Here is a 25,539-nt window from a genome sequence, read left to right on the forward strand (position 1 = left end):
TAGCGACTACGGGGCGCATGCAGACTCTACTCAAATTATGCACGAGGGACCGTTGAAGAACGTTAGTACGACATAAGCTTCACGCGAATCATCTTGCCCTCCGCAGGCAGACGAATGCCGAAGAAGGTTTCATCGCCGTTCAGAAGGTGGGTCGTCTTCCACTGCCCATCCACGAAGGTCCCTTCCTCAGCCCGCAGGAATTGGGCGCTCTGATCCTTCGCGCCGACCAGTGGCCGGAAGTCCGCACGCGCGTCGAAGCCGATGATGATGAACTCGTCCGGCGCAAGCTCCGCAACCAGCGCCCTGCCACTCATCTTCGGCGTCTGCGTACCGAAGATGCCGCCGTACTCAGGATGCGGATTGCCAAACTGAATCAGCACATCGAAGCGCGAGGAGCGGACGAGATGCTCCGTCAGGTACTGCTCTTCGACCGCCGCGTGGAGTTTGCCCGTCCCCTGCATCGTCGCAATGAAAGGCAGCGCAGGCGTCAGCAGGCGGAGATCGTCTGCGAGGGGCTGCACCGCCTCCTTCACCTTCGCTCCATCCAGCATCTTGTCGAGGCCGAAGGGCGCGTAACCGAGCGCATCATAGTCGCCCAACGCATAAAAGATGTTCGAGGCGAAGCGCGGCCCACCGGTCTCCGGCACAAGCAGCGGATTGTCAGCGCGATGATAGCCCGCAAGGATCGCCCGATAGTTCACATAGTCCAGCAGGTAGTTATCCGGCGCAACTGCATCGAGCGAAGGCGTCATCGCCTTCCACAACGGAAGCATGTTGAGCGTCCCGCCGCCACTCGGATACGCCTCACCCGGCCGCATGAAGTTCTTCATCTCGCGCAGCCAGACGTTCGCGTAGAAGGGCAGCGGATACTCCTTCTTGCCAGCCTCGGCGACCGAGTTTACATAGCGCGAGACATAGTAGGCGGCGAAGGTCTCACTCGCTTCAGCACCGAAGACCTCCGTCCACGTCCCAGGCTTTTTGTGCAGCGCTGTCAAGACCTCAGCCGGCACCTGCGCAGCAAACTTCGCTTCAGCATCAGGCGAGTGATCACGATCCGTAAAGAGGGAGCCGGACTCATTCTCAACCTGCACCATGATCACCGTGTGCTGGTCGCCGTCGACCTGCTTCAGGTGCTTCATCAGCGCAGCGAACGCTGTGCGATCGGCCACGCGATTGTGGTCGCTCAACGGCGTTAGCACGCGTACAGGCGAATGACCCTGATCGAGCATGCGGGGAAACCGCACCGGATCAGCCTTCACCCAGGCGGGCGCATAGTCCATCGCGCCGTTCTTCCATGTGCCGAACCAGAGCAGGACCAGCCGGAAGTTGTGGGCACGGGCAGACTCAATAATCTTGTCGAACGTATCGAAGTGAAACTCACCTTCACGCGGCTCAATGTCCTCCCAATACGCCGGAACCTCAAGGGTGTTCAAACCCATCGCCGTAGCGCCGGGCAGCAGCGCCTCAAACGGGGCAGGCCAGCCGCTCGAATTGTCGACCTGCGCTCCAAGAACGATGTACGGTTTGCCGTCGACCATCAGCGTGTATTTATCCGCCGTATGGACGATCTGGGGCATCGAAGAAGCAAACATGGCGGTAGAGGCAAGCAGCAGGCAGGGAAGTAGCTTCATAGGTTCAGTCTCAGATCGTGCACGAAGGTGATTGCCCGGTGCAGCGAAGCATACCGGTGCACACGATCCTGACGCAAGTGATGAGGGCTCAGTGACTTAAAATGGAAACCCACGCAGCGCGGTGGGGGCTGATGCGTGGGTGTTCCAGTAAAGCAACGAAGTGGGTGGACTTCGTTGTGGCTAACTCGACCCGAAGGGAGTTCCGCCACTTACTTAAAATAGTGGCTTTTTACCGTCCTGTCAAGCAAGATTCAAGCTCTACAAGCGGCAGATAAGCAACTCCCGCTCGTAAATCATCTCCGCCGGTAGGTGATCGTGGAGAGCCAGAAATAGCTCCTCATGGCCCATCACCTCCTGCTTCCATTGACTCCGATCCACAGTCTGGAGGGTATCAAAGGTCGTTCGCGGAAAGTCGAGACCCTTCCAGTTCATGTCCTCGAAATGCGGCGTCCAGCCGATTGGCGTCTCCTTACCGCGCACCTTGCCGCGCACCCGATCGACGATCCACTTCAGCACGCGCATGTTCTCGGAGTAGCCGGGCCAGAGAAACTTGCCATCATCATCCTTGCGGAACCAGTTCACATGGAAGACCCGCGGCGTAGCCGAAAGGCTGCGCTGCATGCGGAGCCAATGCCGGAAGTAGTCGCCCATGTGATACCCGCAAAAGGGCAGCATCGCCATCGGATCGCGTCGAACCTTGCCCGTCGCTCCGGCTGAGGCAGCGGTTGTCTCCGAGCCCATGGTCGCGCCGATGTACACACCTGCCGACCAGTTGAACGCCTGATAGACAAGCGGCATGGTCGTCGGTCGTCGACCGCCAAAGATGAACGCCGAAATTGGCACGCCCTCAGGATTCTCCCAATCCGGATCGATGGTAGGACATTGGCTGGCCGGGGCCGTAAACCGCCCATTGGGATGCGCGGCCGGAGTCTTCGACGCGGGCGTCCAGTGATTGCCGCGCCAGTCGAGACACTCCGCTGGCGGCGTATCCGTCATCCCCTCCCACCACACGCCGCCGTCAGGAGTCAGTGCAACATTCGTGAAGATCGTGTTCTTCGCCAGTGTCGCCATGGCATTCGGATTGGTCTTTGCCGACGTCCCCGGCGCAACGCCAAAGAATCCAGCCTCAGGGTTAATCGCACGAAGCTGTCCCGTCGCATCAGGCTTGATCCAGGCGATATCGTCGCCGACCGTGTGGATCTTCCAGCCCTCAAACCCATCCGGTGGAATCATCATCGCGAAGTTCGTCTTGCCGCAGGCCGAAGGGAACGCTGCGGCGACATACGTCTTTTCGCCCTCAGGCGATTCGGCCCCGAGGATGAGCATGTGCTCCGCCATCCATCCCTCGTCGCGGGCGATGTTGGAAGCGATGCGCAACGCAAAGCACTTCTTGCCCAGCAGCGCATTCCCGCCGTAGCCCGACCCATAGCTCCAGATCTCGCGCGTCTCCGGGAAGTGGACGATGTACTTCTGCTCGTTGCACGGCCACGACACATCCTGCTGACCGGGAGCAAGCGGTGCACCGACCGTGTGCATGCACGGCACAACACGCTTCTCATCCTTGTCGATCTCGCGAAAGACCGGCGCGCCGATCCGCGCCATGATGCGCATGTTCACCACGGCATACGCGGAGTCCGTAAGCTGCACCCCGATCTGCGACATGGGCGAACCGATCGGCCCCATGCTGTACGGCAGGACATACATCACGCGCCCGCGCATCGAACCCTTGAAGAGTCCCTTCAACTTCTTGCGCATCACGAACGGATCTTCCCAATTATTCGTCGGTCCTGCATTGTCCTTCGAGAGCGAGCAGATGAAGGTCCTGTCCTCAACGCGAGCTACATCATTGGATGCAGAGCGGGCGTAGAAGCAACCGGGCCACAGATCTTCATTCAGCGGGAAGAAGGTCCCAGCCTCGACGAGCACATCGCAGAGCCGGTCATACTCCTCCTGCGAGCCGTCGATCCAGTGCACCGAGCTTGGCTGCGTCAGGTCGGCCATCTTCTCGACCCAGCGGATAAGGTGCTTGTTCGTCGTAGGCGGTGCGCTGATCTCGGTTTTCATAGGTATCGCTCCCTATAAGAATTAGCGATACACGGGCGAGTGTCAACTCGCAACGAAAAACAAGCGCTTCATCCCGATTATTGGCCTGACAGCCAAACCAATACTGGAGAAGCGACCCGCATAAGGTTGCTCATCCAGTATTGGTTCATGGTGCGATCACAACGTGTTGGGTCAGCTTTGTACGCGTTGTTGAAAGATCCCTGCAAACGCAGACCGAACACTGAGGAACGTCAGTATCCACAACACCGTGACGACCAGCGCAAGCGGGAGCCCGCTCGGTGCCATCAACGCATGAAAGAGGAAGATGTTGACGATCACCGGCGCAAGCAGCGCCAATGCCAACGGCACATACCGACCCGCAAGCAGCAGGATAGCTGGTACCAGTTGCAGCAGAAAGATCGGTACTAGGTAGTGTGAGATGAAGAGCGCCCCCATAAACTGCCCGGCAGGTCCAGGCGGCGGAGGCGGCATCGGAATGAAGTGCAGAAAGCCGTTGAGTCCGAAGACGAGGAAGATAAAACCGAGCAGATACCGGGCAATCGTGGAGGCGATCTTCATGCGGGTGTTTCTCCTTCAACTCAGAGGATTAAGCAGCCTTGAAGCTGGAGCGGATAGCCGTAACGTGAGGCGTCAGGAACGTCTCGCGATCGACCTTGCCCTGCATGATGGCAGAGACTCCACCAGCGGCGAGGACCGTCACGTCGGTAACGCCCAGAAAGCCCAGAACGGTCCGAAGATACGGATCGGCAAAGTTGTACGAAGCCATCGCCGTGCCCGCATCGTAGACGCCACCTGCAGCGATAAGAATGGTAGCCTTCTTGCCGGTAAGCAGGCCCTTCGGCACGCCAGTCGCATACGAGAAGGTCTTGTTGACACGCGCAATCTGGTCGATCCAGAGTTTCAGCGTCGAGGGGATGCTGAAGTTATGCATCGGTACGCCAAAGACGTACTCATCCGCAGTTTGCAGCTCACCGATCAGGGTGTCCGAGAGGGCAGTGATCTGCTTCTGCTCAGGCGTAAGCGCTTCAGCAGGCGTGTAGACCGCACCAACCCAGGCGGCGTTGACCGGCAGAATCACAGTAGACGAGACGTCGCGGGTAATGACCTGTCCCTGGGGATTTGCGGTCTTCCAACCCTGAACGAATTCGCTGGTGAGGTGACGCGAGACCGAGGCCTCGCCGAGAGGGCTTGAATCGATGTGCAGAAGAGTGGGCATGGTTTGAATCTCCTTTACGACAGTAGATGTCTAAACAACAGGTGTCGACTCAGGAAAACACAACAGTCGTTGTTTAGGCAATTTCTCCGTAGTCAGATATTCTGAAATCAGGTCCCTCATGGCTGAAAGCTGTAACGAGATCGTCGATCCACGCATCCGGCGGACGCGCCTCCTGCTCCAGCACGCGCTCGGCACGCTGCTCGAGACGATGGAGTTCGACAAGATCTCTGTGCAGGAGATCGCCGAAGCCGCCACGGTAAACCGCGCCACCTTCTACGATCACTATCCCGACAAGTTCGCTCTGCTCGAGTGCATGGTCGGCACGCGATTCCACGAACTCCTCGTCCAGCGAGGAGTCCATTTCAGCGGCGGCTGCTCCTCCGCGCTCACCGGCATCGTCCTCGGCGTCTGCGACTATCTCGCCGAGATCCCCGGCCTCGCCTGCGGTCGCCAGCGCCAACTGGAGCCACATCTGGAATCGGCAGTCATCACCGTCGTCCGATCCATCATCCTCGAAGGCCTGCGAAGGCACGACGACGGCAGTAGCCCGGCTTCCCCTGAGATGCGCGCCACCACCGTCAGCTGGGCAATCTACGGAGCAGCCAAGGAATGGGTTCGCACTCCAAATCGCGTGCCGTCGGAGGAGATCGTGCAAACCGTCATGCTGCTCGTCGCGCCCATCGCGCACCCGGCACCCGCCTCAATACCTATCTCTGCTGAGCCTCTACTTACCCGATAGCCGCGTTCACCAGCGCCTGCGCCTCCGTCTGTATCTGCTTCAAATGCTCCAAGCCCTTGAACGACTCCGCATAGATCTTGTACACGTCCTCCGTACCCGAGGGCCGCGCGGCAAACCAGCCCTCATCCGTCGTCACCTTCAGCCCTCCGATGCTCGCATGGTTTCCCGGAGCCTCCGTAAGGATCGCCGTAATCGCATCACCCGCAAGCTCCTTCGCCGTCACCTCCGTGGGTGAAAGCTTCCCAAGCTTGGCCTTCTGCTCCTTGCTCGCCGCCGCATCAATCCGCTGATACACAGGGTCGCCATACTTCGCCGTCAGCTCGCCATACAGCAGCCCTGGGTCCTTACCCGTCCGGGCCGTCATCTCCGCAGCCAGCAGGCCCGGTATCAGCCCATCCTTATCCGTAGTCCACACCTTGCCGTTGCGCCGCAGGAAGGTCGCCCCGGCAGACTCCTCCCCCACAAAGCCCAGCGTCCCATCGATCAGCCCATCGACAAACCACTTGAAGCCGACCGGCACCTCAAGCATCGGCCGCCCAAGCCCCTTCGCCACGCGGTCGATGATGCTCGACGACACCAGCGTCTTCCCAATCCCTACATTCGCAGCCCAGTCAGGCCGATGTGTAAAGAGGTACTGAATGCACACAGCCAGGTAGTGGTTCGGATTCAGCAGCCCCGTCGTGCGAGTCACAACACCATGCCGATCATGGTCCGTATCGCAAGCCCACGCCACGTCGAACTTGTCCTTATTGGCGATCATCGAAGCCATTGCAAACGGACTCGAGCAATCCATCCGCACCTTGCCATCCCAGTCGCACGTCATAAACCGAAACGTCGGATCGACATACGGGTTCAGGATCGTCAGCGGCAACTTATACTGCTCGGCGATCCTCGGCCAATAGAAGACGCCCGCCCCGCCCAGCGGATCGACGCCCAGCGTCAGCCCACTCGACCGAATCACGTCAAAGTCGATCACGTTCGCAAGGTCGTTGATGTAGTTGGTCGTGTAGTCATATCGATGCGTCGTGTTCGCGCGCAGAGCCGCAGTGTACGGCATGCGGCGAACCTCCTTCAGGCCGCCCACAATGATCTCGTTCGCCCGGTTCTCGATCCACTTCGTAGCGGACGTATCCGCCGGGCCGCCATTCGGCGGGTTGTACTTGAAGCCCCCATCATCCGGCGGATTGTGCGAAGGCGTAATCACGATGCCGTCGGCAAGATCACTCTTGCGCCCATCGTTATAGGTCAGAATGGCATGCGAAAGCGCCGGCGTCGGCGTGTACGCAAGCTCCTGGTCGATCATCACCTCAATGCCATTACCCGCCAGCACCTCGAGCGCCGCAGCAAACGCCGGCTCCGAAAGCGCATGCGTATCCTGCGCCAGAAAGAGTGGCCCGGTAATCCCCTGGGCCTGCCGGTACTCGCAGATCGCCTGCGTAATCGCGAGGATATGGTCCTCATTAAAAGCAGTATGCAAGGAGCTGCCGCGATGCCCCGACGTACCGAACGCAACCCTCTGGGCCGCCACCGACGCATCCGGATGCAGCGCGTAGAAGGCGGTCACAAGGCGGGGAATATTGACGAGCAGGGCGGGATTCGGTTGCTGGCCGGGTGTGTTCGCGGGCGCGGAAGCTGGCATGAGTCAGAGACCTTTCGAGGCAGAGTGCCGATTGACTGCACTATAAGGGATGCCGATGGAGAAGGGAATGTCGGCCAATCTTCTACTGAAAACCTGACACACGACAATAGTCCTTGCTATACCAATTTGGGAACGGTAGAACCAAGGTATTCCCACGGGCCAGATTCAACGCATCCGCAGGGCCAGGCGTATGGCCAGCGGCAACGTGCACTGCTGAGTTTTGATCGTTGAGACGGGTCGATTTCTCGTTGCGCACCTTTCAGGTGTCGTACCGGAGATCCTCCCGGGAGCTTGAATGCGCCTGCAAGTAAGAAGATCGTGCAGGATTGGAGGGCTGTGGCTGGCGTTCACGGGGGCGATCCTCGGTGTGCCGCTCCGCGCCCAACAAGCAACATTAGTAGCTGACGCCCACGTCAACAGCGCCCTCCCTGCAGTCAACAGCGGAGCCATCTCCAACCTCAACGTCGGCAACGGCTATACGACCCTCCTGCAGTTCGACCTCGGCCTCCTGCCTAGCGGAACCACCGCTACCCAGGTCACCCGTGCCATCCTCCTCCTCTACTGCAACCGGATCAACACCGCAGGCCCCGTCTCGCTCAGCGCCGTCAACGCCGCATGGGGCGAGTACAGCGTCACCTGGCAGACCCTCCCCACTCTCGCAGCCTCCGCCCAGACCGTCTCCGTCAGCCAAGCCGGAGCCTATGTCGCCATCGATGTCACGGCACAGGTCAAAGGCTGGATCACGACCCCAACCTCGAACAACGGCGTCGCCCTTACTGCCACAACCGCTGACCTCCAGTTCGACAGCAAAGAAAATGACCAGACGGCCCACGCACCCGTCCTCCAGATCGCGCTCGCAAGCAGCGGAGCCACAGGCGCAACCGGCCTCACCGGGCTAACCGGCCCAGCAGGCGCAGCCGGTCCCGCCGGGGCCAACGGAACAACCGGCTCAAGCGGAGCAGCCGGCGTACAAGGTCTAAAAGGCGATGCAGGCTCAGCAGGGTCAACCGGCCCCGCAGGACTCACCGGTCCCGCAGGTTCCGCCGGTGCATCTGGTCCAGTCGGGAGCGCAGGCCTCGTCGGTCCAGCCGGGGCACCCGGACTGGTCTATCAAGGTACCTACACCTCAACCACAAACTACACCCTGGGCGATGTTGTTCTCTGGCAAGGGGCAAGCTACGCCTCACTCGCCGCAGCAAACCACGGCAACACACCCAGCCTTGTCACGTCCGCATGGGGTGTCCTTACGGCAGTTGGACCCGCAGGCATAGCAGGCCCGCAGGGAGTCGTCGGCTCTACTGGTTCGCAAGGGCTCCCCGGCTTTGTCGGACCCGCCGGCCCACTCGGCACCCAGGGCGTCGCCGGTCCGCAAGGTCCCTCAGGCGCTCAAGGCCTTACCGGCCCCGCTGGCTCCACCGGCGACCACGGCGCTCAAGGTCTGCAGGGAATCGCCGGACAGGCAGGCGCGCAGGGCATCCCAGGCTCCACCGGCGCACAGGGACTCTCCGGCCCGATCGGCCTGCAGGGAATCGCCGGTCCCGTCGGGATGAGCTTTCAAGGCGCGTACTCCTCGATAACGAACTACGGCTTAGGCGAAGGCGTCCTGTACGGAGGCGCTGGCTACGTCTCCCTCACCGCCAGCAACCACGGCAACACGCCCGATCTCAGCCCCGCGCAATGGGCGGAGTTCGCCTCAGGAGGCGCTGGCCCCGCCGGTCCAACAGGCCCAATCGGCATCACCGGAGCCAGCGGCGCTTCAGGGCTGAACGGCGCAACCGGCATCGCTGGCCCACAAGGAGCCATCGGCCCACAGGGACCTGCCGTGGCGAACTACACCGGAGCATACCTCTCCGCGACCAACTACGCGCTACACGACGCCGTCAGCTACAACGGCTCAACCTATGTCTCGCTTACCGCCACCAATCACGGCAACACGCCCGACCAGAGTCCTCAGCAATGGGCAGTCCTGGCCGCGCAGGGAATCGCGGGACCAATCGGCTCAGCCGGGATCGCCGGACCTGCAGGTGCTGCCGGAACGTCTGGAGTCGCCGGAGCCGCAGGCCCACAAGGACCTCCCGTCCAGTTCTCAGGCGGCTGGATCATCAGCACCACCTACACCATTGGCCAGGCGATCTCCTACGCCGGTTCAAGCTACATTGCCCTGACAGCAAACACAGGCCGCCAACCCGATCTCAGCCCACAATACTGGGGTCTCCTCGCGCAGGCGGGCGTTGGCTCGGCTGGGGCAACCGGCCCCACCGGCCCACAAGGAAGCCTCGGTTTCCCCGGCCCTATCGGTGTCACGGGCACCTCCGGCCCGCAAGGGATTCAAGGGCTCGTCGGCGCCCTCGGGCCCTCCGGAGCAACAGGCCCAGCCGGTTCAGCGGGACCGACCGGAGCCACAGGCATCGCCGGGCTGGCCTATCGCGGCACCTACGTCTCGAACACCAACTACGGCCTCAACGATGCCGTCACGTTTCAGGGCGCAAGCTACATCTCCCTCACCACAACCAACGTAGGCCAGACCCCAGGCCTGAGCGCGAACTGGAGCCTGTTAGCCGCGCAAGGTGCAGCCGGAGCCGTCGGAGCCCGTTTCCGAGGCCCCTGGGGCTCAGGCGTTCCGTACGCGCTTAGCGATGCCGTCTCCTTTGCCGGGTCAACCTACCTGGCGCAGGCAGCCAACTCCGCGCTCGAACCGGATACCAACCCAGCAATATGGTCGGTCATGGCCAGCATCGGAGCCACCGGTCCCACAGGCCCATCCGGCCCCTCAGGGCAAGCCGCAACCATCACCGTCGGTTCGGTAGCCACTGGCTTAGCAGGCTCACCAGCCTCCGTCACCAACAGCGGCTCATCCGCCGCCGCAGTCCTCAACTTCATCATCCCACAGGGCGCTGCCGGTTCTTCAGGCGGTGGCAGCAGCGGCTCCGGCATCTCCGCAGCCTCGGTCTACCACCCCATCTCGAACAGCTTCCTCTTCTACTCCGTAACGACAGCCAACTCCGGCATCACCGACACGGCCCCCGTCCTTACCTGGGTCCCCAACGGCTGCACCGCTACCAGCCTCATGGTCTACTCCGAGCAGGGAAACCAGATCACGGTACGCCTACGGCAAGGTTCGCCCACCGCCCTGAACGACACCGCCCTCACCTGCACAGCCTCAGCCAACATCCCCTGCACCGCTACCGGCAGCGTCCCTGTACCACCCGGCAGCTTCATCGACCTCAGTGTCCTCGGAGCCAACGGCACCGCCTCACCCGTATGGACAGCCCTCGTCTGTAACTAAGCAAAATCGTCAATGATGACGCACGCTTGAGGCCCACGACCCTCGGAAGCGTTCCACCGAAATGTATATCTCGAATCGTTTTCAAAAGACCAAACCGTACAAAATCATACAAAATTGAAGTCCAGACTTAACCCGCCTGTTATGAACACTTTGGACCTAAAACGAAAAAAGAATGCCCCACCCCTCGCCACAATCGGCAAAGGGTGGGGCATCGACCTACGGTAAAAACTAAGCCGTGACAGCAACCCGATCAAGGATCGTCGCGAAGTTCTTACCCGTCCGCGCCGCCTGAGCATCCTTGTGGAAGGCGTAGCCCGCGATCAGCGGCAGCGCCATCGTCGCCTCGGCAAAGACCATCTGCTCATAGGTCAGGTCGACCTTACCCCAGGAGCTAGCCTCCTTCAGGGTCGATCCCGAAAGCGCCCCATCGCGAGCATCCGCCACCGTGATCTGGATCGCGTACTTGTGCATCGAAGCCTCGGTGCCCAGAATGTCAGCGGCCACAACAATATCCTGCGCGAAGTTCTTGGGAACACCGCCGCCGATCATCAGCAGACCGGTCGTTGGATTCTCGATCTTCAGCTTCGTGATCTCGTAGAAGTCCTTGGCCGAGTCGATCGAGACCATCGGCTTACCCTGCCGTGCATGCTGATGAGCAACCAGCCCAAAGCCCGCCGAGCAGTCCGAGAAGGCCGGGCAGAAGATCGGAACATTCTTCTCATACGCCGCCAGAACGATCGAGTCGCGACCGCCATCCTGCGGAGTCTTCTGGTTGTCGACAAGGTACTTGCCCATCGCCTGGATGAACTCGCGCGAGCTGTAAGGACGCGGCTCAAGCGAGTTCGTGATCTGGTGAGTCGCCTCGTCGCAGATACGAAGCTCTTCCTCATCGATGAAGGTGTCGTAGATGCGATCGATCATCAACTCGCGAAGCGTCGCGTCTTCAGCGCCGTACTTATACTCATCGCCGGCGATGTAGTGGTTGAAGCCAAGTGCCTCGAAGAAATCCTGGTCAACGATGTTGGCGCCGGTCGAAACAATGGCGTCCACCATGTTGTTGCGCACGAGGTCGACGATGATCTTTTGCAGACCGGCGGAGATCAGCGACCCAGCCAGGCAGAGGATGACGCCGCACTCGGTATCGCGCAGCATCATGTCGTAGATGGAAGCGGCGCGGGCGGTGTCACGCGAGCTGTAAGCCATCTTGCTCATCGCTTCGACGAGGGGGACGACGTTGTGCTGCTTGATGTCGATGTGCTGAATGGGGCGGGAGAGAAGCTCTTTTTTCGTAGGCATGTCGTTATATAGGATACCAAGTCGAAGTGCTGATCCGACGCGGGGTTCTATGAATTTTGAAGCATAACAAAGGTAGAGAGCCTGCGGTCCGACCCTTCCAGAAGCGCCAAACGCTCAACGCTGGCCTTTGCGAACGTCGCTTGGCTGGTAAATTGGTGGCTTAGTTCGGAGGGTGCTGTGCTGCGATGGCTGCCGCTGCTTTTGACCGTAATCTCTGTTTCAGCAGTGCCTGCAATCTCCCCACCGCAGGCCGAGGCAGAGTCAGGAATTCTTCAAAGAAGGTATGCCGAAGGGTCTGTTCTGCACTATCTGATGACAGGCAATAATGACGGTCGGCAGTACACGATTCTAGCTACGGACATCGTCAAGCGTGATGCCAACCGTCGCTACTACGAAGAAGTCGCATGGTCCGGCCTCACATCTAACGAGCAGCAGGCGCTCACTCTCGTCAGCCTTGCCATGCGCCAGACTCTCTCTTTGGATGACCCTGCTACCTATCTGAAGGTGCCAGACCTGTCTAACGTTCAGCCGCTCATGATTGGACCTATCACCGATACGCTGACCTTCTATAGCGATCTCCTTCTCGCCACGAAGGCGCAGCTTGTGCAGCCAGGGCAGAGCACCTATGTGGCGCGTACCGCTCCCAACTCCTGGGCTGATGGACAACGCGTCTTACTCGGCCAGGACGTCGTTGATTTTTCACTCAAAGTCGATGCGGTTGATCCGGTTGAACATACGGAAACTCTGCTCATCCAGCACCTGCCCCCTCCCGCACTCCACGTGCAGCTCCCTGCAAAGTGGATGGAAGAACCAACGTCGGTGAAGCCCAACAACTTCGTCCAGATCTCCAGGCAGAACGATGAGTTTGTTGCCGAAACCGGAAAGGAGACGTTTGACGTGCGGCTTACCGTGGATACCCGTGATGGCCACATCGTTTCGGCAGCGATGCACAACCCTGTTGTTCTAAGGGTACGTACCTGTAAAGACAGGCAACTGACGCAATGCGATCCAGAAACTTCGAAGACTATTCTTCGTGAGATCACCTGGAAACTCGTACCGTAACGCACCTGCCTACGTCCTCTCTCGAGGGTCTAGTCTTGCCGGGTCAAACCTATTGCGGCGCAAGGCGGAGTTACAAAACTCCAACACGCCACCACCGATGGGCGAATAAGATTGCGAAACACTACTTCTCATCTGGAGCAACTCATGCAAGAGCAAATCCGGGAAGCCCTGAACGCGCATTGGCATGCCTCGGCAGTAGGCGATGCAAACGCGGAACACGATATCTACGACGACGATGCCATCTGTGATTATCCCCAGTCCGGCGAGCGGATCTTCGGTCGAAGCAATCTGCAGGCCTTGCGGAGTCATCATCCTGGTAAGCCATCAGGATTCAACGTCAGGCGGATCTCCGGAAAGGGTGATCTCTGGATCACGGAGTACACCATCACCTATCAAGGCCGACCGGCATACACAGTCAGCATCATGGAGTTCCGCAACGGTAAGGTCGTGCACGAGACGCAGTATTTCGCAGACCCTTTCGAGGCTCCGGCCTGGCGGAGCGAGTGGGTTCAGCGCATCGGATAACGCCTCATCCAGTCGCATGTGATGAGGGTTCGCCTTCGTGGAGTACTGCCAGCGTAAGCATCGACTCCTACCGGACCTTGCAGCGGGATAGTCCGATGTCTATTTTGGTTTGAGAAAGTCATCCTGTACGTCTGGAGGAGTTATGAAGATGCAACGCCGCGAAGTGCTTGCAGTACTCACCGCCGCTGCCGGATCGGCACTGCTGCCTGGATCATTTTTGGGCGCAGAGACAGCGCCAGTACCCAACGCTTTGCCAAAGGAGAGAGTGACTGGTATCGGTGGCCTGTTTTTTCGTGCGCAGGATCCCAAGGCTTTGGCGCAGTGGTATCAAGACCATCTCGGTGTCTTCGTCACTCCGCAGAGTAGTGACGATCCTGTTTGGAATCAGCAGGCAGGACCGACGAGCTTTACACCCTTCCCCGAGAAGACCAAATACATTGGCGATGCGACCAAGCAGTGGATGATCAACTTTCGTGTGGTCGATCTGGACAAGATGGTCGCGCAGCTGGAGTCGGCAGGTGTCACAGTGAAGTTGGATCCTACAGCGTACCCCTATGGTCGCTTTGCACACACTCATGACCCGGAAGGCAATTCAATCGAGCTATGGCAGCCTCAAACTTCGGCAGCCGTGAAGTAAGGATTGAGTTTGGCAACTAGGCTTCGCTCCGGACCGCTGCGAAGCCTGAACCTGACGAGACACTGGCTCTCAAGCATGCTCTTTACAGGTAGCAAGCACTTTGGCCTGCTTCAGCGTGCCCGCTCCTCTCGTAGAGGCTGCTGCAAGCGATCTACAGCAGCATCTTGTTGGCAAAGCTATCGTGGACGAGTTCCGACGCCATCTCCGCGTGCCTTGATGACGCATTCGATGGCGAGATAGAGATCAGGTCAACCAGCGCGGCACCTGACAAGCCCTGGTCCGCGAAAAACGGGGGTTTTCGGAAACAACAGGTTTTGCACTCAAGATTTGGATAAGCCCATGGAAGCACCCTCGGGGTACCCGACCGCGATCGGGGCAAGTACGATAGAGAGATGCCTGCTATCGCTTACCTCGAGTGTGTTCGTTGCCATCACCACGTCTCTGCTGAGACCCCGCAGACCCTCTGCCCACTCTGCGCAGGGTCGCTCTACGTCCGCTACGATATGGAGTCGCTGAAGAAGACCGCAAAGCGCGAGGAGATCGTTCCCCGCGCCGCCGCCAGTCCGGCGAGCCTTGGCATGTGGCGCTACGCAAGCGTCCTGCCCGACGTAACCCCCGTGACCCTCGGCGAAGGCTGGACGCCGATGATCCAAAGCAAACGGTACGCCGGGCTGTTCGTTAAGGAAGAGGGCGCGAACCCCACAGGCACCTTCAAGGCGCGCGGCCTCGGGCTCGCCGTCACGATGGCGAAGCACTATGGCCTGCAGCATCTCGCCGTGCCAAGCGCCGGTAATGCAGCCGGAGCACTAGCCGCCTACGCCGCAGCGGCGGGCATTGCGGCACACATCTTCATGCCGCAGGACGTTCCCTTCGCGAACTATCTGGAAGGCATCATCTATGGCGCGGACGTCACGATGGTCGACGGCCTCATCTCCGACTGCGCCCGCATGGTCGGCGAGAACATCAAGGCCCAAAAGGAAGCAGGCACTCCAGCGAACGAGGTCTGGTTCGACATCTCAACCTTGAAGGAGCCCTTCCGCGTCGAGGGTAAGAAGACCATGGGCTATGAACTGGTCGAGCAGCTCGGCTGGACCTACCCGGATGCAGTCTTCTATCCAACCGGCGGTGGCGTAGGCCTGATCGGTATGTGGAAGGCCTTCGAGGAGATGGAAGCACTAGGCTGGGTATCAGGAAAACGTCCAAAGATGTACGCACTCCAGGCGAGTGGCTGTGCGCCCGTTGTCAAGGCGTTCGATGAGGGCAAGGAAGCCAGCGAGTTCTACCAGAACGCAGCAACATTTGCGGCAGGCCTGCGCGTGCCTAAACCCTACGGCGACGCCATCATTCTCGACATCCTACGACAGTCAGGCGGCGAAGCCATCGCGTCGACCGACGAAGAAATTCTGGCAAGTATCCTCGATTGGGCCAAAAACGAAGGCCTCTTCCTCTCACCCGAGGGCGCAGCCGCAACGGCAGCCTACGACAAACTGCTGGCAAGCGGCGACTTGAAGGCTTCAGACAAGGTCGTCCTCTTCAACACCGGCGCAGGTCTCAAATACACCGACATGACCGCCGAGGCCATGCACCTCAAGCGCCCGGGCAGCCTGCCCACCTCCATCAAGATGGGCGGCATCATCTATCCGCAATGAAGCGGCCGCTCTTAGTTCTCTCTCTATCCACAGAACTGTCATCCTGATCGGAGTCGAAGGACCTGCGGTTTGCCCTCGCCTCTCCCTGTCAGTCCCGTCGGTGTCATCTGCACTGATCGGCGCCAGGCCGTTCCCCATCCCCAAAACCTCTCATTTTTGAGAGTCGGATAGACTCTGAGTACCGCCTGGCCCAGTAATCCAACCTGCCCATGAAACACATACGCCGTGAAATCCCGCTCATGTTCCGCCTCGCTCTGCCCCTCATCCTGGCGGAGATCGGCTGGATGTCGATGGGCATCGTCGACACAGTGATGGTCGGGCATCTGCCGAACTCGGCGGTCTCACTCGGAGCCGCAGCGCTCGGACAGGTGCTGTACCACACGCTGGCCTTCGGAGTGGGCGGCGTACTCATCGGTCTGGACACGGTCCTGTCCCAGGCCTTCGGCGCAAAGCGGATCGACGACGCAAACCGCTCGCTGCAACATGGCCTGCTCCTGGCTGCCGGACTGACCGTGATCCTGATGTTGATGGTGGCAGCCATGGGGCCGGGAATCGCGATGCTCCACACCGACCCAGTCATCCTGCGTATGGCGCTGCCGTTTCTGAACGCGCTCAACTGGGGCACGCCCGCACTCTTCCTGTGGATGGTCCTGCGGCGCTACCTTCAGGCATTCAACCATGTGCGGTCGATCGCGGTGACGCTCATCTCGGCGAACCTGATCAATGTGCTCTTCAACTGGCTGTTTATATACGAGCATCACTGGCGCTACCTGTCGATCCCGGCGTATGGCGTCACCGGTTCAGGCTGGTCGACCATGCTCTCGCGCTGCTATCAGGCGGCGCTCATGTTCGGCTATCTCGTCTGGTACCAGCGAAAATGCGGCTACGGTCTATTCCAGACGAAATGGCGCTTTGAGGGAAGCCGCCTGCGAGAGTTGATCGTGCTCGGCGCACCCGTAGGCGCACAGATTTTTGTAGAGGTGGCAATCTTCGGAGCCGTAACGGCGATCATCTCCACCTTCGGGGCGCTGCCCTTGTCGGGTCACCAGATCGCCCTGGATTGCGCCAGCTTCACCTTCATGGTGCCGATGGCCATCGCGACCGCCGCTTCCGTGCGGGTGGGCCAGGCGATCGGGCGTCGAGATGTCGAGGGAGCACGGGCAGCGGGATGGTCCGGCATCCTGCTCGGCGCAGTCTTCATGCTCACGGCCTCGTGTATCTTCCTCATCTTTCCAAAACTCATCGCGCGCGGCTTCTCGCCCGACCCGCACGTCATCGCAGCGACGACGCCAATCCTGATGATCGTAGCCGTATTCCAGCTCTTTGACGGCCTCCAGATGACCGCGACCGGAGCACTGCGCGGAGCGGGGAACACGCGGGTCGGCCTCTACGTGCACTTCTCAAGCTACTGGCTTGTAGGCCTCCCGGTGGGATGGTTCTTCGGCTTCCACATGCACCTCGGCGCCGTAGGGCTATGGCTCGGATTGTGCCTTGGGCTGATTCTGGCAGGCGTAGCGCTCACCTTGATCTGGTGGCGAACAACTGGCGAGATGGTCGGAATTATTGCGCGGAGCCGGCAGGCGGTTCCCTCGACTCTCTGAGAGGGCATCCTCAATTAAAGTGGGCTACTTGACAAATTCACCCCCAAAACAACCCCGGAATGGCCACACGCTGACACCCAGGTATACCGCAGGGAGACTTGGTCCCCACCTAAGTCTCCTGTTTTGTTAGACCTTGGACTTTTGAAAAAACATTTCGCAACCTAAGTCTTCGATAGACGGTACATCAGCAGCGCCATGCGCTTCGCCTCTCTGGGTATCGAGTCCAGAAAAACAGTCTCGCCCTCCGCATGAGCACCCTCGCCCATCGCTCCCGTTCCAACAAGGCCAGCAGGAACGTAAGGAGCCACAAAGGCGATGTCACCCGCGCCACCAAGCATCGGGTCCATGATCTCCTGCGGCGCAAGTCCAAGTGCCGCATTGACCTCGTTGAGCTGCCCGACGAGCGCATGCGCTGCATCCGTCTCGGCCATCGCAGGATAGCCCTCGTTGAAGGTGATCGTCGCTCCGGTCTTGGGAAGATGGTCGCGAACGATCACGCGCATCCTGGCCTCAGTCCGCTCGGTCTGATCGTTGGAGAGCGTGCGAATGTCCCCGCTGGCAAGCGCCGTCGGCGGAATGACGTTGCTCTTCCCAGTGGCTGAACCGCCTGTGTTCGTAGGGTTAACGGTCGCGGTCGCTCCGCCAAGGACCATGCCCACGTTGTAGGTAAGACCATGCTCCGGAAGTTGCGTCCGGAACTGGTCGAGGATGCGCGTGAGTTCGTAAATGGCTCCATAGCCGAAGTGGTCATTGAAGATCTGCGAGGAGTGGCCAGAGACGCCCGTAGTCTCAATCCGCCAGCTCAGCGAACTTCGCCGGCTGATGCGGATCATGTCCTTCCCGCCAATCCGCGAGTTGTTCTCAAACTCCAGCGCCACGTCGGCTCGCTTGCCAGCCTCAATCATGTCGCGGCGGCTTAGGTCCGTCGGCTCTCCGTGAGCCTCTTCGTCCCCACTCAGCACAATCGTGATCTCGGCCATATCGAGCGCGCCTGCAGCCTTCATAGCCTTGAGCGCGGAGAGCATGACAACAAGTCCGCCCTTCATGTCGTTGACGCCCGGACCAGTAGCGACATTGCCGTTGGTGCCGGGCACGATCGTGTACTTCTGGAAGCTGCTGGAAGGCTCGAATACGGTGTCCATGTGGCCGATCAGGAGCAGCCGTTTACCGCATTTACCCGCGCCTGCCGGACAGGCGTGTTCAGCGACGAGGTCGCCAGCGCGCTTGTCGAAGGCTTCCATCGGGTTCCAGCGAACCTTGAAGCCGAGCGCTTCCAGCTGTGGAGAAATGACATCTTTTACAGCCACGACTCCCGGAAGATTCATCGTGCCGCTGTTGATGTCGACGATCCTCTCGAGCAGAGCAAGGGAGGCTGACTTCTCAGCATCCACAGCGCGGACCATCGTGGCTTCGACCGCGGTCAGCTTAGGCCCAGCAGTCTGGGCGGAGCAAGCGGCTGCGAGGGCCAGCAGGGGTGCGAGAACCAGCTTTGTCATGATGCCGGAGGATAGCACGACCAGATCTAGATACTGACAGGCTCGCGGACCTGCGTCTTGCTGTGAGTCGTAAGCGTAACGGCTGCGGCAAGAATGAGGGCTCCACCAACCCATGCGCCGGGACCGAGACGGTCGCCGAGAACGAAGATGCCGAGGAGGGAGCCTAGAAGCGGCTCCATGTTGAGAAGAACGCCAGCCTGAGAAGCGGGAACCTGGGTCATGCCCCAGTTCCAGAGGAGGGTCGTGGTGGCCGTGCAAAGGATGCCGCTCGCCGCTAAGGCAACCCAGGCTTTGGGCGAAACATGATGGATCGGCGGAGCACCGTAACGAAGCGGTACCCAGGCGAGCAGCATGAGGGTGCCGAGGACAATTCCGTAAGCGGTGACGGCAATGTGGCTGTGACGCTCCATCAGGCGCTTGTTGATGAGGAGCCAGAAGAGCGCGATAGCAAGCGAGAAGACAACAAGCAGGTCTCCCTGCAGCGAAGCATCGCCTGGATGGCCATGTTTGCCGCTAAGGGCGATGAGGGCTGCCCCGCAGGTTGAAGTTCCCAGGGCAAGCCAGCCGATCGCGTCCATGCGCTCGTGCGCAAAGATGGCAGCGCCCACCGCGAGGATGACGGGCATGGTGCCCACCATCAGCGACGCGTGGCTAACGGTGGTAAGCGAAAGCCCGAGGAACTGGATCATGAATTGAAGAGGAACGCCGAGGAACGATGCCAGAAGGAGAAGGCCCCACTCGTTGCGATTGAAGGTCGGCAGATGCGTGAGCAGCAGCGGGAGCATCACCACCGCTCCGAAGAGGAAGCGATAGAGAACCATGTGGCCGACAGACATCTCGGCGAGAGCAATCTTTCCGAAGAAGAAGCCGCAACCCCAAAGTGAGCTTGCAAGCGCGCAGGCGCCGAAGCCAAGAAGGCGGTTTTTTTCGTGGGGCATAGTTTCAGGGTCGCATAAAACAGAGGGTGTCGGGCGGTGGCAGGTCCTAAAACAGATCGCCCATCCCCACAGGATACCGCTGCGAGAGGATGGGCTTCTGGTTGGCGATCAGCGGTGAGCTACCAGACCCGACAGCTGTTCGTTGGGACCATTGCGGTGCCTTTCTTACATCCGAAGGCTTCGGAGAATCCCGGCTGGTTGACGATCGCTCCATTGGCACGGAAGTGATCGGGCGAGTGGGGATCGGTAAGAACCCGGGCGCGGACCGACTCGGGTCGAGTGTTCTCGCACCAGTTTTGAGCCCAGCCGATGTAAAAGCGTTGTGGCGAGGTAAAGCCGTCCACCTTGGCGGCGAGGTCGACATGGTTGGTCTTAGCGCGCTCAAGATATGCCATGTAGGCGAGCACCAGCCCGCCGTTGTCGGCAGTGTTCTCGCCGAGAGTCAGCTTGCCGTTGACCTTGATATCGTCAACTGCCGTAAAGCCGCCGTACTCGTTGACGAGGCAATCCGTGCGAGCTTCGAAGTTCTTCGTATCCTCGGGGCTCCACCAGTCACTTAGATTGCCGTGACCGTCAAACTTTTTGCCCTCGTCGTCAAAGCCGTGGGTGAGTTCGTGGCCGATCACTGCGCCGATGTGGCCGTAGTTCACGGCATCGTCAGCCTTGGGGTCATAGAAGGAGGGCTGCAGGATGCCAGCGGGAAAGTTGATGTCGTTCATGCTGGGATCGTAGTAGGCGTTCACGGTAGGAGGCGTCATACCCCATTCCGTGTGGTCGACCGGCTTGCCGATCTTTGCCAGCTGGCGGTCGTTCTCGAAGATGTTGGCGCGCTCCGTGTTGCCGACAGCGTCATCCGGCTTGATCTCAAGCGTTGAATAGTCGCGCCATTTGTCGGGATAGCCAATCTTGTTGGCAACGAGGTGCAGCTTCTCCTTGGCGCGCACCTTGGTGGGCGCGGACATCCAGGTGAGTTGATCGATGTCGTGGTCCATCGCACCTTCGATGTCGTGGACCATCTCGAGCATCTTTGTCTTGCTGTCGCCGGCGAAGTACTGTTCAACGTAGACCTTGCCAAGAGCTTCGCCGAGTGCGGCGTTGACGGAGTTCGAGCAGCGCTTCCATTGTGCCTGCTGCTCTGGCTGACCGTTCAGGATGCGGCTGTAGAAGTCGAAGTTTTCGGCGTCGATTCGCTTGGGTAGGTGGGTGGCGAAGGCGGTGAGCAGGTGATAGCGCATGTAGGCCTTGAGGGTCGGCATGTCGGTCGCCCGGACCTCGCGATAGAGGGCAGGGAAGAAGTCGGGCGTGGCGTTGTTGATCTCAGTGACATGGGGCGAATGAATAGCTTCCTGAAACTGGGCAAAGTTGACGCCAGACATGCTGGCTTCGAAGGTGGCGAGTGGTTGCAGGTGGTAGGTCTTCTCCGGGTCGCGCATCTCGGTGACACCCATGGAGGCCTTGGCGAGGGCAGTTTCAAGGACCATGATGGCCGTGGCATCCCTCTGAGCCTGATCGGGAGCGGAGCCGGCAAGGGTAAGCATCTTGGCAACGTGGGCTACGTACTGCTCGCGGAGCTTGATGTCTTTCTCACCAGTGCGGAGATAGTAGTCTTTTTCGGGCATACCGAGACCCGCCTGGGAGGCGATGGCGATCTGCTTGGTGGAGTCCTTCAAGTCCTGCTGTTCGCCGTAGCCAAAGAAGACGTCGACGCCCATGCGCTGTAGTTTGCCGATGAGGGTGGGCAGGCCAAGCTTGCCGCGCGTACCGTCATTGAGGCCGTTGATCTCCGTGAGGAGCGGCTGGATCGGTGCAAGGTCCTTCTGCTCGATCAGCGAGGTGTCGACGCATGCCTTGTAATAATCGCCGATCTTTTGCTCATCCGGGGAGCGGCTCGCACCGCCCGCTGCCTCTTTGGTAAGAATGCCGTTGAGGGACTGGGTGTTGACGTTGAAGAGGGCGTAGAACTGGTCAACACCGGCCTGATCGGCTGGAATGGGATGGTTCGCGGCGAACTTGCCACAGGCGAACTTGTAGAAGTCGTTGCAGGGGTCGGCGGTGGTATCGAGGCTTGAGGTGTCAAAAGCAGGAACCGGGAGGTAGACCTGGGTGGCTCCGGGTGTGGGCGCAGGAGTTTGCTGAGCGAAGAGCGACGCACCTATTCCCGATACAAGTACTGCTGCTACTCCGAGCGCCAGTCGCTTGCCTGCACCACGGTTCGTTGAACATCTGTCCTCACGCTTCATTTGTCCGTCTCCTCCAGATTTCATTTCAGTTTGGTCTTGCGTCAAACTCGGTGCGGGACGCTTTGCGAGACTTCACCGTCTGTGAAAGAGTGGAGGCTAGCAAATCGCAATTCCGTAACTTTGTACGATACGCGCATCAGACCATGTCTGTTCCAAGCATTCTTCCGGCGTTTCGTCACATCCTCCTCGCGCTGATGTTTGTGCCTGTGAGCACCTTCTCCCATGCGAAGGCACCGGAGCCGCCGCAGCGCCTCGCACTGCAGGCGATGGGCTTTCAGCCGCCCGGAGCGGGAGCGATGGCGACGAGCGGAAATAGCATAACGGTCCATTTCATCGACGATCAGCACCTTCTGGTGACCTTTGCCGTACGTCGGCTGATGAAACGGCTGCCCGATGATCCGCCGGACGATCAGGATCGGACGATCGAAGCGGTTGTGGTGCATCTGCCATCGGGCAAGGTGCTGGCCCGCACAAGTTGGCGGCTGCATGACAACGCACAGTACCTCTGGAACCTGGGGCATGGGCGCTTCCTGCTGCGGATGCGGGATACCCTCACAACCTTTGTACCGCTCGAAAACCTGGAGCATGAGGAGGCGTTTGTAGAGCAGCCATTCCTTGCGTCGAGCCGGAGGTTGGCAGCCATTATCCTGTCGCCGGATCGGGATTTGATCACGGTCGAAACGATCGAGAAGCCTGCAGTCACGGCAGGGGATTCGTCAGCAACTGTACTGAATTCACCTGACTCGGGCAGGGCGCAGCTAAACTTTTACAGGATTGTCGAGCCAGTTCAGCCGGTGGACAGGGTGATCGTCCAGAGTGCCGGAGTAGCCACGGCGGCGGGATTGGTGAACCTATCCATTACGTCGGCTGGCTATATTGAGGTGCTGAAGGAGAGTGCGACGCGGTGGCTGTTCGACTTTGATCCCTACGTCGGCAAGTATGTGGAGCTTTCGCCAGTGGATTCAAGCTGCCGCCCACGTCCAGTCTTTGTGAGTGCGAGCGAATTTGTGGCGTTTGGCTGCAGGGGCGGAGACGACAAGCTGATGCTCGGCGGATTCAATATGCGCGGCGAACAGATGTGGCAACAGAACTTCACGGAGACTCACGCCTTCCCGAACTTTGCGTTAGCGCCAAAGGCCGGACGATTCGCATTGAGCCGGAATCTTGTCGCGTCCGGGTCGGGAATCACGGCGGACTTTGCCCCGTCCGCCTTCACGACGCAGGAGATCCGTGTCTACCAGACCTATAACGGGAAACAACTGCTCCAATTGCAGACGACGCCAGTGCAGCGCGCCGGGCAGAACTACGACCTGTCGCCGGATGGCTTGCGGCTGGCCGTGATTCGGGATCGTGCGGTCGAGATCTATCACTTGCCTCCACTGGTCGGAGCGGACGAGGCGGCTATCCGGGCAGCGAAGGCGCTTGAGCCTGCCGACGTGAGTGCCAGCGTCAACCTGATGTCTCACGCGAAAGGTCCGGCCGCAGGAAAGACGGTTGCTACAGAGCCTGCAGCCTCGGTTCCACCGCCTCCAACGTTTGCTGCACCCCAGCCAACAGCGGCTGCTCCGATAGTGAACGGCGACGAGCCTGCAACAGAGCGACGCAAACCGCCTACTCTGTATACTCTGCCGACGGACAAGCCGGAAGAGAGGCCGCACTAAAAAGCCGACCCAGGTGTCCGGGTCGGCCTTTGAAGCTTTGTTCGAATGAGGCGAAGACCTAGGCGGCCTTGGCGACGACAACGGCCTTGACGCGAGCGTTAAGGCGGGACTTGTAACGGCTGGCGGTGTTTTTGTGGAGAATGCCCTTCTGGACGCTCTTATCGAGAACGGAGACGGTCGCGCGGTACTGCTCAGTGACAACTTTGCTGTCACCCTTGGCAATGGCCTCACGCAGAGTGCGAAGAATGCCGCGCAGCTTGCTCTTGTTGGCGCGATTTACCGCGGTCTTTACCACTGTCTGACGTGCGCGCTTCAACGAGGAAACATGATTTGCCATTGCTGAACTCTCTTCTCTAAGCCGGTTGTGCCGGGAATTGGATGCAGGCCAGAAAGCTGGTTCAGACACAGCCCAACTGAACTAAGACATAAAAGTCGAGGTCACAGCCCGCCGCATACCCTGCAACCTCAAGTGTACGGAAGCTCCGGGGATGGGTCAACTGTAATGTCGCAGACCTGTTGCAATCCCGTCGCATTCCGTTTGCCAAAAATTCGCTTGACGCTGGTCCTTTGACGTTCTAACCTTCGCTCATCTTCGACACCTTGGCACGACTCGCCAACCCGGTCGCAGTCACCCAACGCCTCCCGGCGCTGCGGTCCAGTCTCCCTCGCCACATCCTGATCGACAACCCCACAAGCGACACTCACATCGCACTATCAGCTTTCCCTGACGGAGGTCAGATCCTTACTTGATCAAAAAATCGCTCGAAATCACCACCGGTATTGAGCCCCTGTACGGGACCCGCGACGAAAATCTCCGCTTGATGGAAGACAGCCTCAAGGTCACCATCGATCTCCGTTCCGATTCCATACAGGTCACCGGTCAGCCCGAGGCGGTCGCCCGCGTCGAGCGAATCTTTGGCGACTTCGAAGCGCTCCGCAAAGGCGGGGTTCATCCCCACAACGGCGAATTGAACGCCATGCTGAAGCTGGTGGTTGCTGACCCTGCCGTCAGCCTTAAGTCGCTGATGGATTCAGGTAAGCAGCGTTCGGTCGGCGTAAAGCGGGTTGTGCAGCCGCGCTCGCCAAACCAACGGAAGTATGTCGAGGCGATCGAGCAAAACGACATGGTCTTCGGGCTCGGGCCAGCAGGAACAGGTAAGACCTACCTTGCTGTAGCCATGGCAGTCTCCGCGCTGATGGCAAAGAAGGTAAGCCGCATTATCCTCGTTCGTCCAGCCGTAGAAGCTGGTGAGCGGCTTGGCTTCCTGCCGGGCTCGTTGCAGGAGAAGGTCGATCCGTATCTGCGGCCTCTCTACGACGCGCTCTACGACCTGATGGACCAGGAAAAGGTCGACAAACTCCTGGAACGTAACGTGATCGAGGTTGCGCCACTGGCGTTCATGCGTGGCCGAACGCTCTCTGACGCCTTCATCATCATGGACGAGGCGCAGAACACGACGAACGAGCAGATGAAGATGTTCGTGACGCGGCTCGGAAACAACTCGCGGGCGGTGATCACGGGCGATCTGACGCAGATCGATCTGCCTAACCCGAAGAAGTCTGGACTGTTCGAAGCGCTGAACGTTCTGGATGGCGTCGAGGGAATCAAGTTTTGTCACTTCGACGATGTGGATGTCGTCCGACATCATCTTGTCCAGCGAATTGTTCGCGCCTACGACAGCTATGGGCGTGCCCAGCATCAGCAACAGTTGCCACTGGCGATTGGAGAAACAGAGCTTCCCGGAGTAGCACCCTCAGTCAAGCCGGTAGCGAAAACTCAATAGGCGCGGCAATGATGCGATATCATGGCAACAGAGGGCTCCACGGCCCTCTGTTGCTTTTGCCGTCACGTTCTTATC

The 25,539-nt window shown here is 59.7% G+C and carries 19 protein-coding genes; 9 read left to right on the top strand and 10 right to left on the bottom strand.

The genetic code is table 11. The features are described from left to right. Positions 1-62: 62 nt before the first annotated feature. From OHL20_RS14500 to OHL20_RS14515, 4 genes are all read right to left on the bottom strand, one after another. Entirely contained in the window at positions 63-1,631 is a 1,569-nt protein-coding gene (locus OHL20_RS14500; RefSeq protein ID WP_263383890.1) for a DUF5597 domain-containing protein, read from the bottom strand. Between the two features lie 258 nt (positions 1,632-1,889). Then, positions 1,890-3,695, bottom strand: coding sequence for a phosphoenolpyruvate carboxykinase (GTP) (locus OHL20_RS14505; RefSeq protein WP_263383891.1), 1,806 nt, complete (start codon positions 3,693-3,695; stop codon positions 1,890-1,892). A 171-nt stretch (positions 3,696-3,866) separates the two neighbouring features. Further along, positions 3,867-4,253, bottom strand: coding sequence for a hypothetical protein (locus tag OHL20_RS14510; RefSeq protein WP_263383892.1), 387 nt, complete (start codon positions 4,251-4,253; stop codon positions 3,867-3,869). A 28-nt stretch (positions 4,254-4,281) separates the two neighbouring features. Further along, a complete protein-coding gene (locus OHL20_RS14515; RefSeq protein ID WP_263383893.1) occupies positions 4,282-4,911 on the bottom strand; it encodes an FMN-dependent NADH-azoreductase in 630 nt (209 codons plus the stop codon). Between the two features lie 118 nt (positions 4,912-5,029). Between OHL20_RS14515 and OHL20_RS14520 the strand changes: the two genes are divergently transcribed. Next, positions 5,030-5,650, top strand: a complete 621-nt coding sequence (locus tag OHL20_RS14520; RefSeq protein ID WP_263383894.1) for a TetR/AcrR family transcriptional regulator — start codon at positions 5,030-5,032, stop codon at positions 5,648-5,650. Here the strand turns inward: OHL20_RS14520 and pgm are convergent. After that, complete coding sequence (gene pgm, locus OHL20_RS14525; RefSeq protein ID WP_263383895.1) at positions 5,640-7,289, bottom strand: phosphoglucomutase (alpha-D-glucose-1,6-bisphosphate-dependent); 1,650 nt, start codon at positions 7,287-7,289, stop codon at positions 5,640-5,642. The two genes, OHL20_RS14520 and pgm, sit on opposite strands and share 11 nt — an antisense overlap. 295 nt (positions 7,290-7,584) lie before the next feature. On the opposite strand from pgm, the gene OHL20_RS14530 reads away from it, so the two are divergent. Beyond that, entirely contained in the window at positions 7,585-10,575 is a 2,991-nt protein-coding gene (locus OHL20_RS14530; RefSeq protein ID WP_263383896.1) for a DNRLRE domain-containing protein, read from the top strand. A 228-nt stretch (positions 10,576-10,803) separates the two neighbouring features. On the opposite strand, the gene OHL20_RS14535 is transcribed toward OHL20_RS14530, so the two are convergent. Beyond that, positions 10,804-11,871, bottom strand: a complete 1,068-nt coding sequence (locus OHL20_RS14535) for a 1,9-bis(guanidino)-5-aza-nonane synthase (RefSeq protein WP_263383897.1) — start codon at positions 11,869-11,871, stop codon at positions 10,804-10,806. A gap of 177 nt (positions 11,872-12,048) precedes the next feature. Here OHL20_RS14535 and OHL20_RS14540 point away from each other — a divergent pair, with 177 nt between their 5' ends. The 5 genes from OHL20_RS14540 to OHL20_RS14560 all read left to right on the top strand — a co-directional run bounded on the left by OHL20_RS14540 (position 12,049) and on the right by OHL20_RS14560 (position 17,345). Then, a complete protein-coding gene (locus OHL20_RS14540; RefSeq protein WP_263383898.1) occupies positions 12,049-12,933 on the top strand; it encodes a hypothetical protein in 885 nt (294 codons plus the stop codon). 144 nt (positions 12,934-13,077) lie between these two features. Further along, positions 13,078-13,458, top strand: a complete 381-nt coding sequence (locus OHL20_RS14545) for a nuclear transport factor 2-like protein (protein WP_263383899.1) — start codon at positions 13,078-13,080, stop codon at positions 13,456-13,458. Between the two features lie 142 nt (positions 13,459-13,600). Next, positions 13,601-14,095, top strand: a complete 495-nt coding sequence (locus OHL20_RS14550; protein ID WP_263383900.1) for a VOC family protein — start codon at positions 13,601-13,603, stop codon at positions 14,093-14,095. 392 nt (positions 14,096-14,487) lie between these two features. After that, positions 14,488-15,744, top strand: coding sequence for a threonine synthase (locus tag OHL20_RS14555; RefSeq protein ID WP_263383901.1), 1,257 nt, complete (start codon positions 14,488-14,490; stop codon positions 15,742-15,744). A gap of 209 nt (positions 15,745-15,953) precedes the next feature. Next, positions 15,954-17,345 carry an MATE family efflux transporter gene (locus tag OHL20_RS14560; protein ID WP_263383902.1) on the top strand — a complete coding sequence of 464 codons (1,392 nt, stop codon included), beginning with the start codon at positions 15,954-15,956 and terminating at the stop codon, positions 17,343-17,345. A 161-nt stretch (positions 17,346-17,506) separates the two neighbouring features. Here OHL20_RS14560 and OHL20_RS14565 read toward each other — a convergent pair whose 3' ends face one another. From OHL20_RS14565 to OHL20_RS14575, 3 genes are all read right to left on the bottom strand, one after another. Beyond that, positions 17,507-18,841: a M20/M25/M40 family metallo-hydrolase gene (locus OHL20_RS14565; protein ID WP_263383903.1), complete on the bottom strand. Its 1,335-nt coding sequence runs from the start codon at positions 18,839-18,841 to the stop codon at positions 17,507-17,509. Positions 18,842-18,867: 26 nt separating this feature from the next. Further along, complete coding sequence (locus tag OHL20_RS14570; protein WP_263383904.1) at positions 18,868-19,779, bottom strand: DMT family transporter; 912 nt, start codon at positions 19,777-19,779, stop codon at positions 18,868-18,870. Between the two features lie 119 nt (positions 19,780-19,898). Continuing rightward, positions 19,899-22,019, bottom strand: a complete 2,121-nt coding sequence (locus tag OHL20_RS14575) for a M13 family metallopeptidase (RefSeq protein WP_263383905.1) — start codon at positions 22,017-22,019, stop codon at positions 19,899-19,901. A gap of 143 nt (positions 22,020-22,162) precedes the next feature. Here OHL20_RS14575 and OHL20_RS14580 point away from each other — a divergent pair, with 143 nt between their 5' ends. After that, positions 22,163-23,680: a hypothetical protein gene (locus OHL20_RS14580; RefSeq protein ID WP_263383906.1), complete on the top strand. Its 1,518-nt coding sequence runs from the start codon at positions 22,163-22,165 to the stop codon at positions 23,678-23,680. Between the two features lie 58 nt (positions 23,681-23,738). On the opposite strand, the gene rpsT is transcribed toward OHL20_RS14580, so the two are convergent. After that, positions 23,739-24,017 (bottom strand): 30S ribosomal protein S20, encoded by a 279-nt coding sequence (rpsT, locus tag OHL20_RS14585; RefSeq protein WP_263383907.1) that lies wholly within the window; start codon positions 24,015-24,017, stop codon positions 23,739-23,741. A 409-nt stretch (positions 24,018-24,426) separates the two neighbouring features. Here rpsT and OHL20_RS14590 point away from each other — a divergent pair, with 409 nt between their 5' ends. Beyond that, a complete protein-coding gene (locus OHL20_RS14590; protein WP_263383908.1) occupies positions 24,427-25,464 on the top strand; it encodes a PhoH family protein in 1,038 nt (345 codons plus the stop codon). Positions 25,465-25,539 lie beyond the last annotated feature (75 nt).

It is taken from the genome of Granulicella arctica (genome assembly GCF_025685605.1).
Classification (GTDB): Bacteria; Acidobacteriota; Terriglobia; order Terriglobales; family Acidobacteriaceae; genus Edaphobacter; species Edaphobacter arcticus.

Coding starts and splice junctions, on each gene's coding strand:
- OHL20_RS14500 (WP_263383890.1), bottom strand. CDS start 1,631: ATGAAGCTACTTCCCTGCCTGCTGCTTGCCTCTACCGCCATGTTTGCT.
- OHL20_RS14505 (WP_263383891.1), bottom strand. CDS start 3,695: ATGAAAACCGAGATCAGCGCACCGCCTACGACGAACAAGCACCTTATC.
- OHL20_RS14510 (WP_263383892.1), bottom strand. CDS start 4,253: ATGAAGATCGCCTCCACGATTGCCCGGTATCTGCTCGGTTTTATCTTC.
- OHL20_RS14515 (WP_263383893.1), bottom strand. CDS start 4,911: ATGCCCACTCTTCTGCACATCGATTCAAGCCCTCTCGGCGAGGCCTCG.
- OHL20_RS14520 (WP_263383894.1), top strand. CDS start 5,030: ATGGCTGAAAGCTGTAACGAGATCGTCGATCCACGCATCCGGCGGACG.
- pgm (WP_263383895.1), bottom strand. CDS start 7,289: ATGCCAGCTTCCGCGCCCGCGAACACACCCGGCCAGCAACCGAATCCC.
- OHL20_RS14530 (WP_263383896.1), top strand. CDS start 7,585: ATGCGCCTGCAAGTAAGAAGATCGTGCAGGATTGGAGGGCTGTGGCTG.
- OHL20_RS14535 (WP_263383897.1), bottom strand. CDS start 11,871: ATGCCTACGAAAAAAGAGCTTCTCTCCCGCCCCATTCAGCACATCGAC.
- OHL20_RS14545 (WP_263383899.1), top strand. CDS start 13,078: ATGCAAGAGCAAATCCGGGAAGCCCTGAACGCGCATTGGCATGCCTCG.
- OHL20_RS14550 (WP_263383900.1), top strand. CDS start 13,601: ATGAAGATGCAACGCCGCGAAGTGCTTGCAGTACTCACCGCCGCTGCC.
- OHL20_RS14555 (WP_263383901.1), top strand. CDS start 14,488: ATGCCTGCTATCGCTTACCTCGAGTGTGTTCGTTGCCATCACCACGTC.
- OHL20_RS14560 (WP_263383902.1), top strand. CDS start 15,954: ATGAAACACATACGCCGTGAAATCCCGCTCATGTTCCGCCTCGCTCTG.
- OHL20_RS14565 (WP_263383903.1), bottom strand. CDS start 18,841: ATGACAAAGCTGGTTCTCGCACCCCTGCTGGCCCTCGCAGCCGCTTGC.
- OHL20_RS14570 (WP_263383904.1), bottom strand. CDS start 19,779: ATGCCCCACGAAAAAAACCGCCTTCTTGGCTTCGGCGCCTGCGCGCTT.
- OHL20_RS14575 (WP_263383905.1), bottom strand. CDS start 22,019: ATGAAGCGTGAGGACAGATGTTCAACGAACCGTGGTGCAGGCAAGCGA.
- OHL20_RS14580 (WP_263383906.1), top strand. CDS start 22,163: ATGTCTGTTCCAAGCATTCTTCCGGCGTTTCGTCACATCCTCCTCGCG.
- rpsT (WP_263383907.1), bottom strand. CDS start 24,017: ATGGCAAATCATGTTTCCTCGTTGAAGCGCGCACGTCAGACAGTGGTA.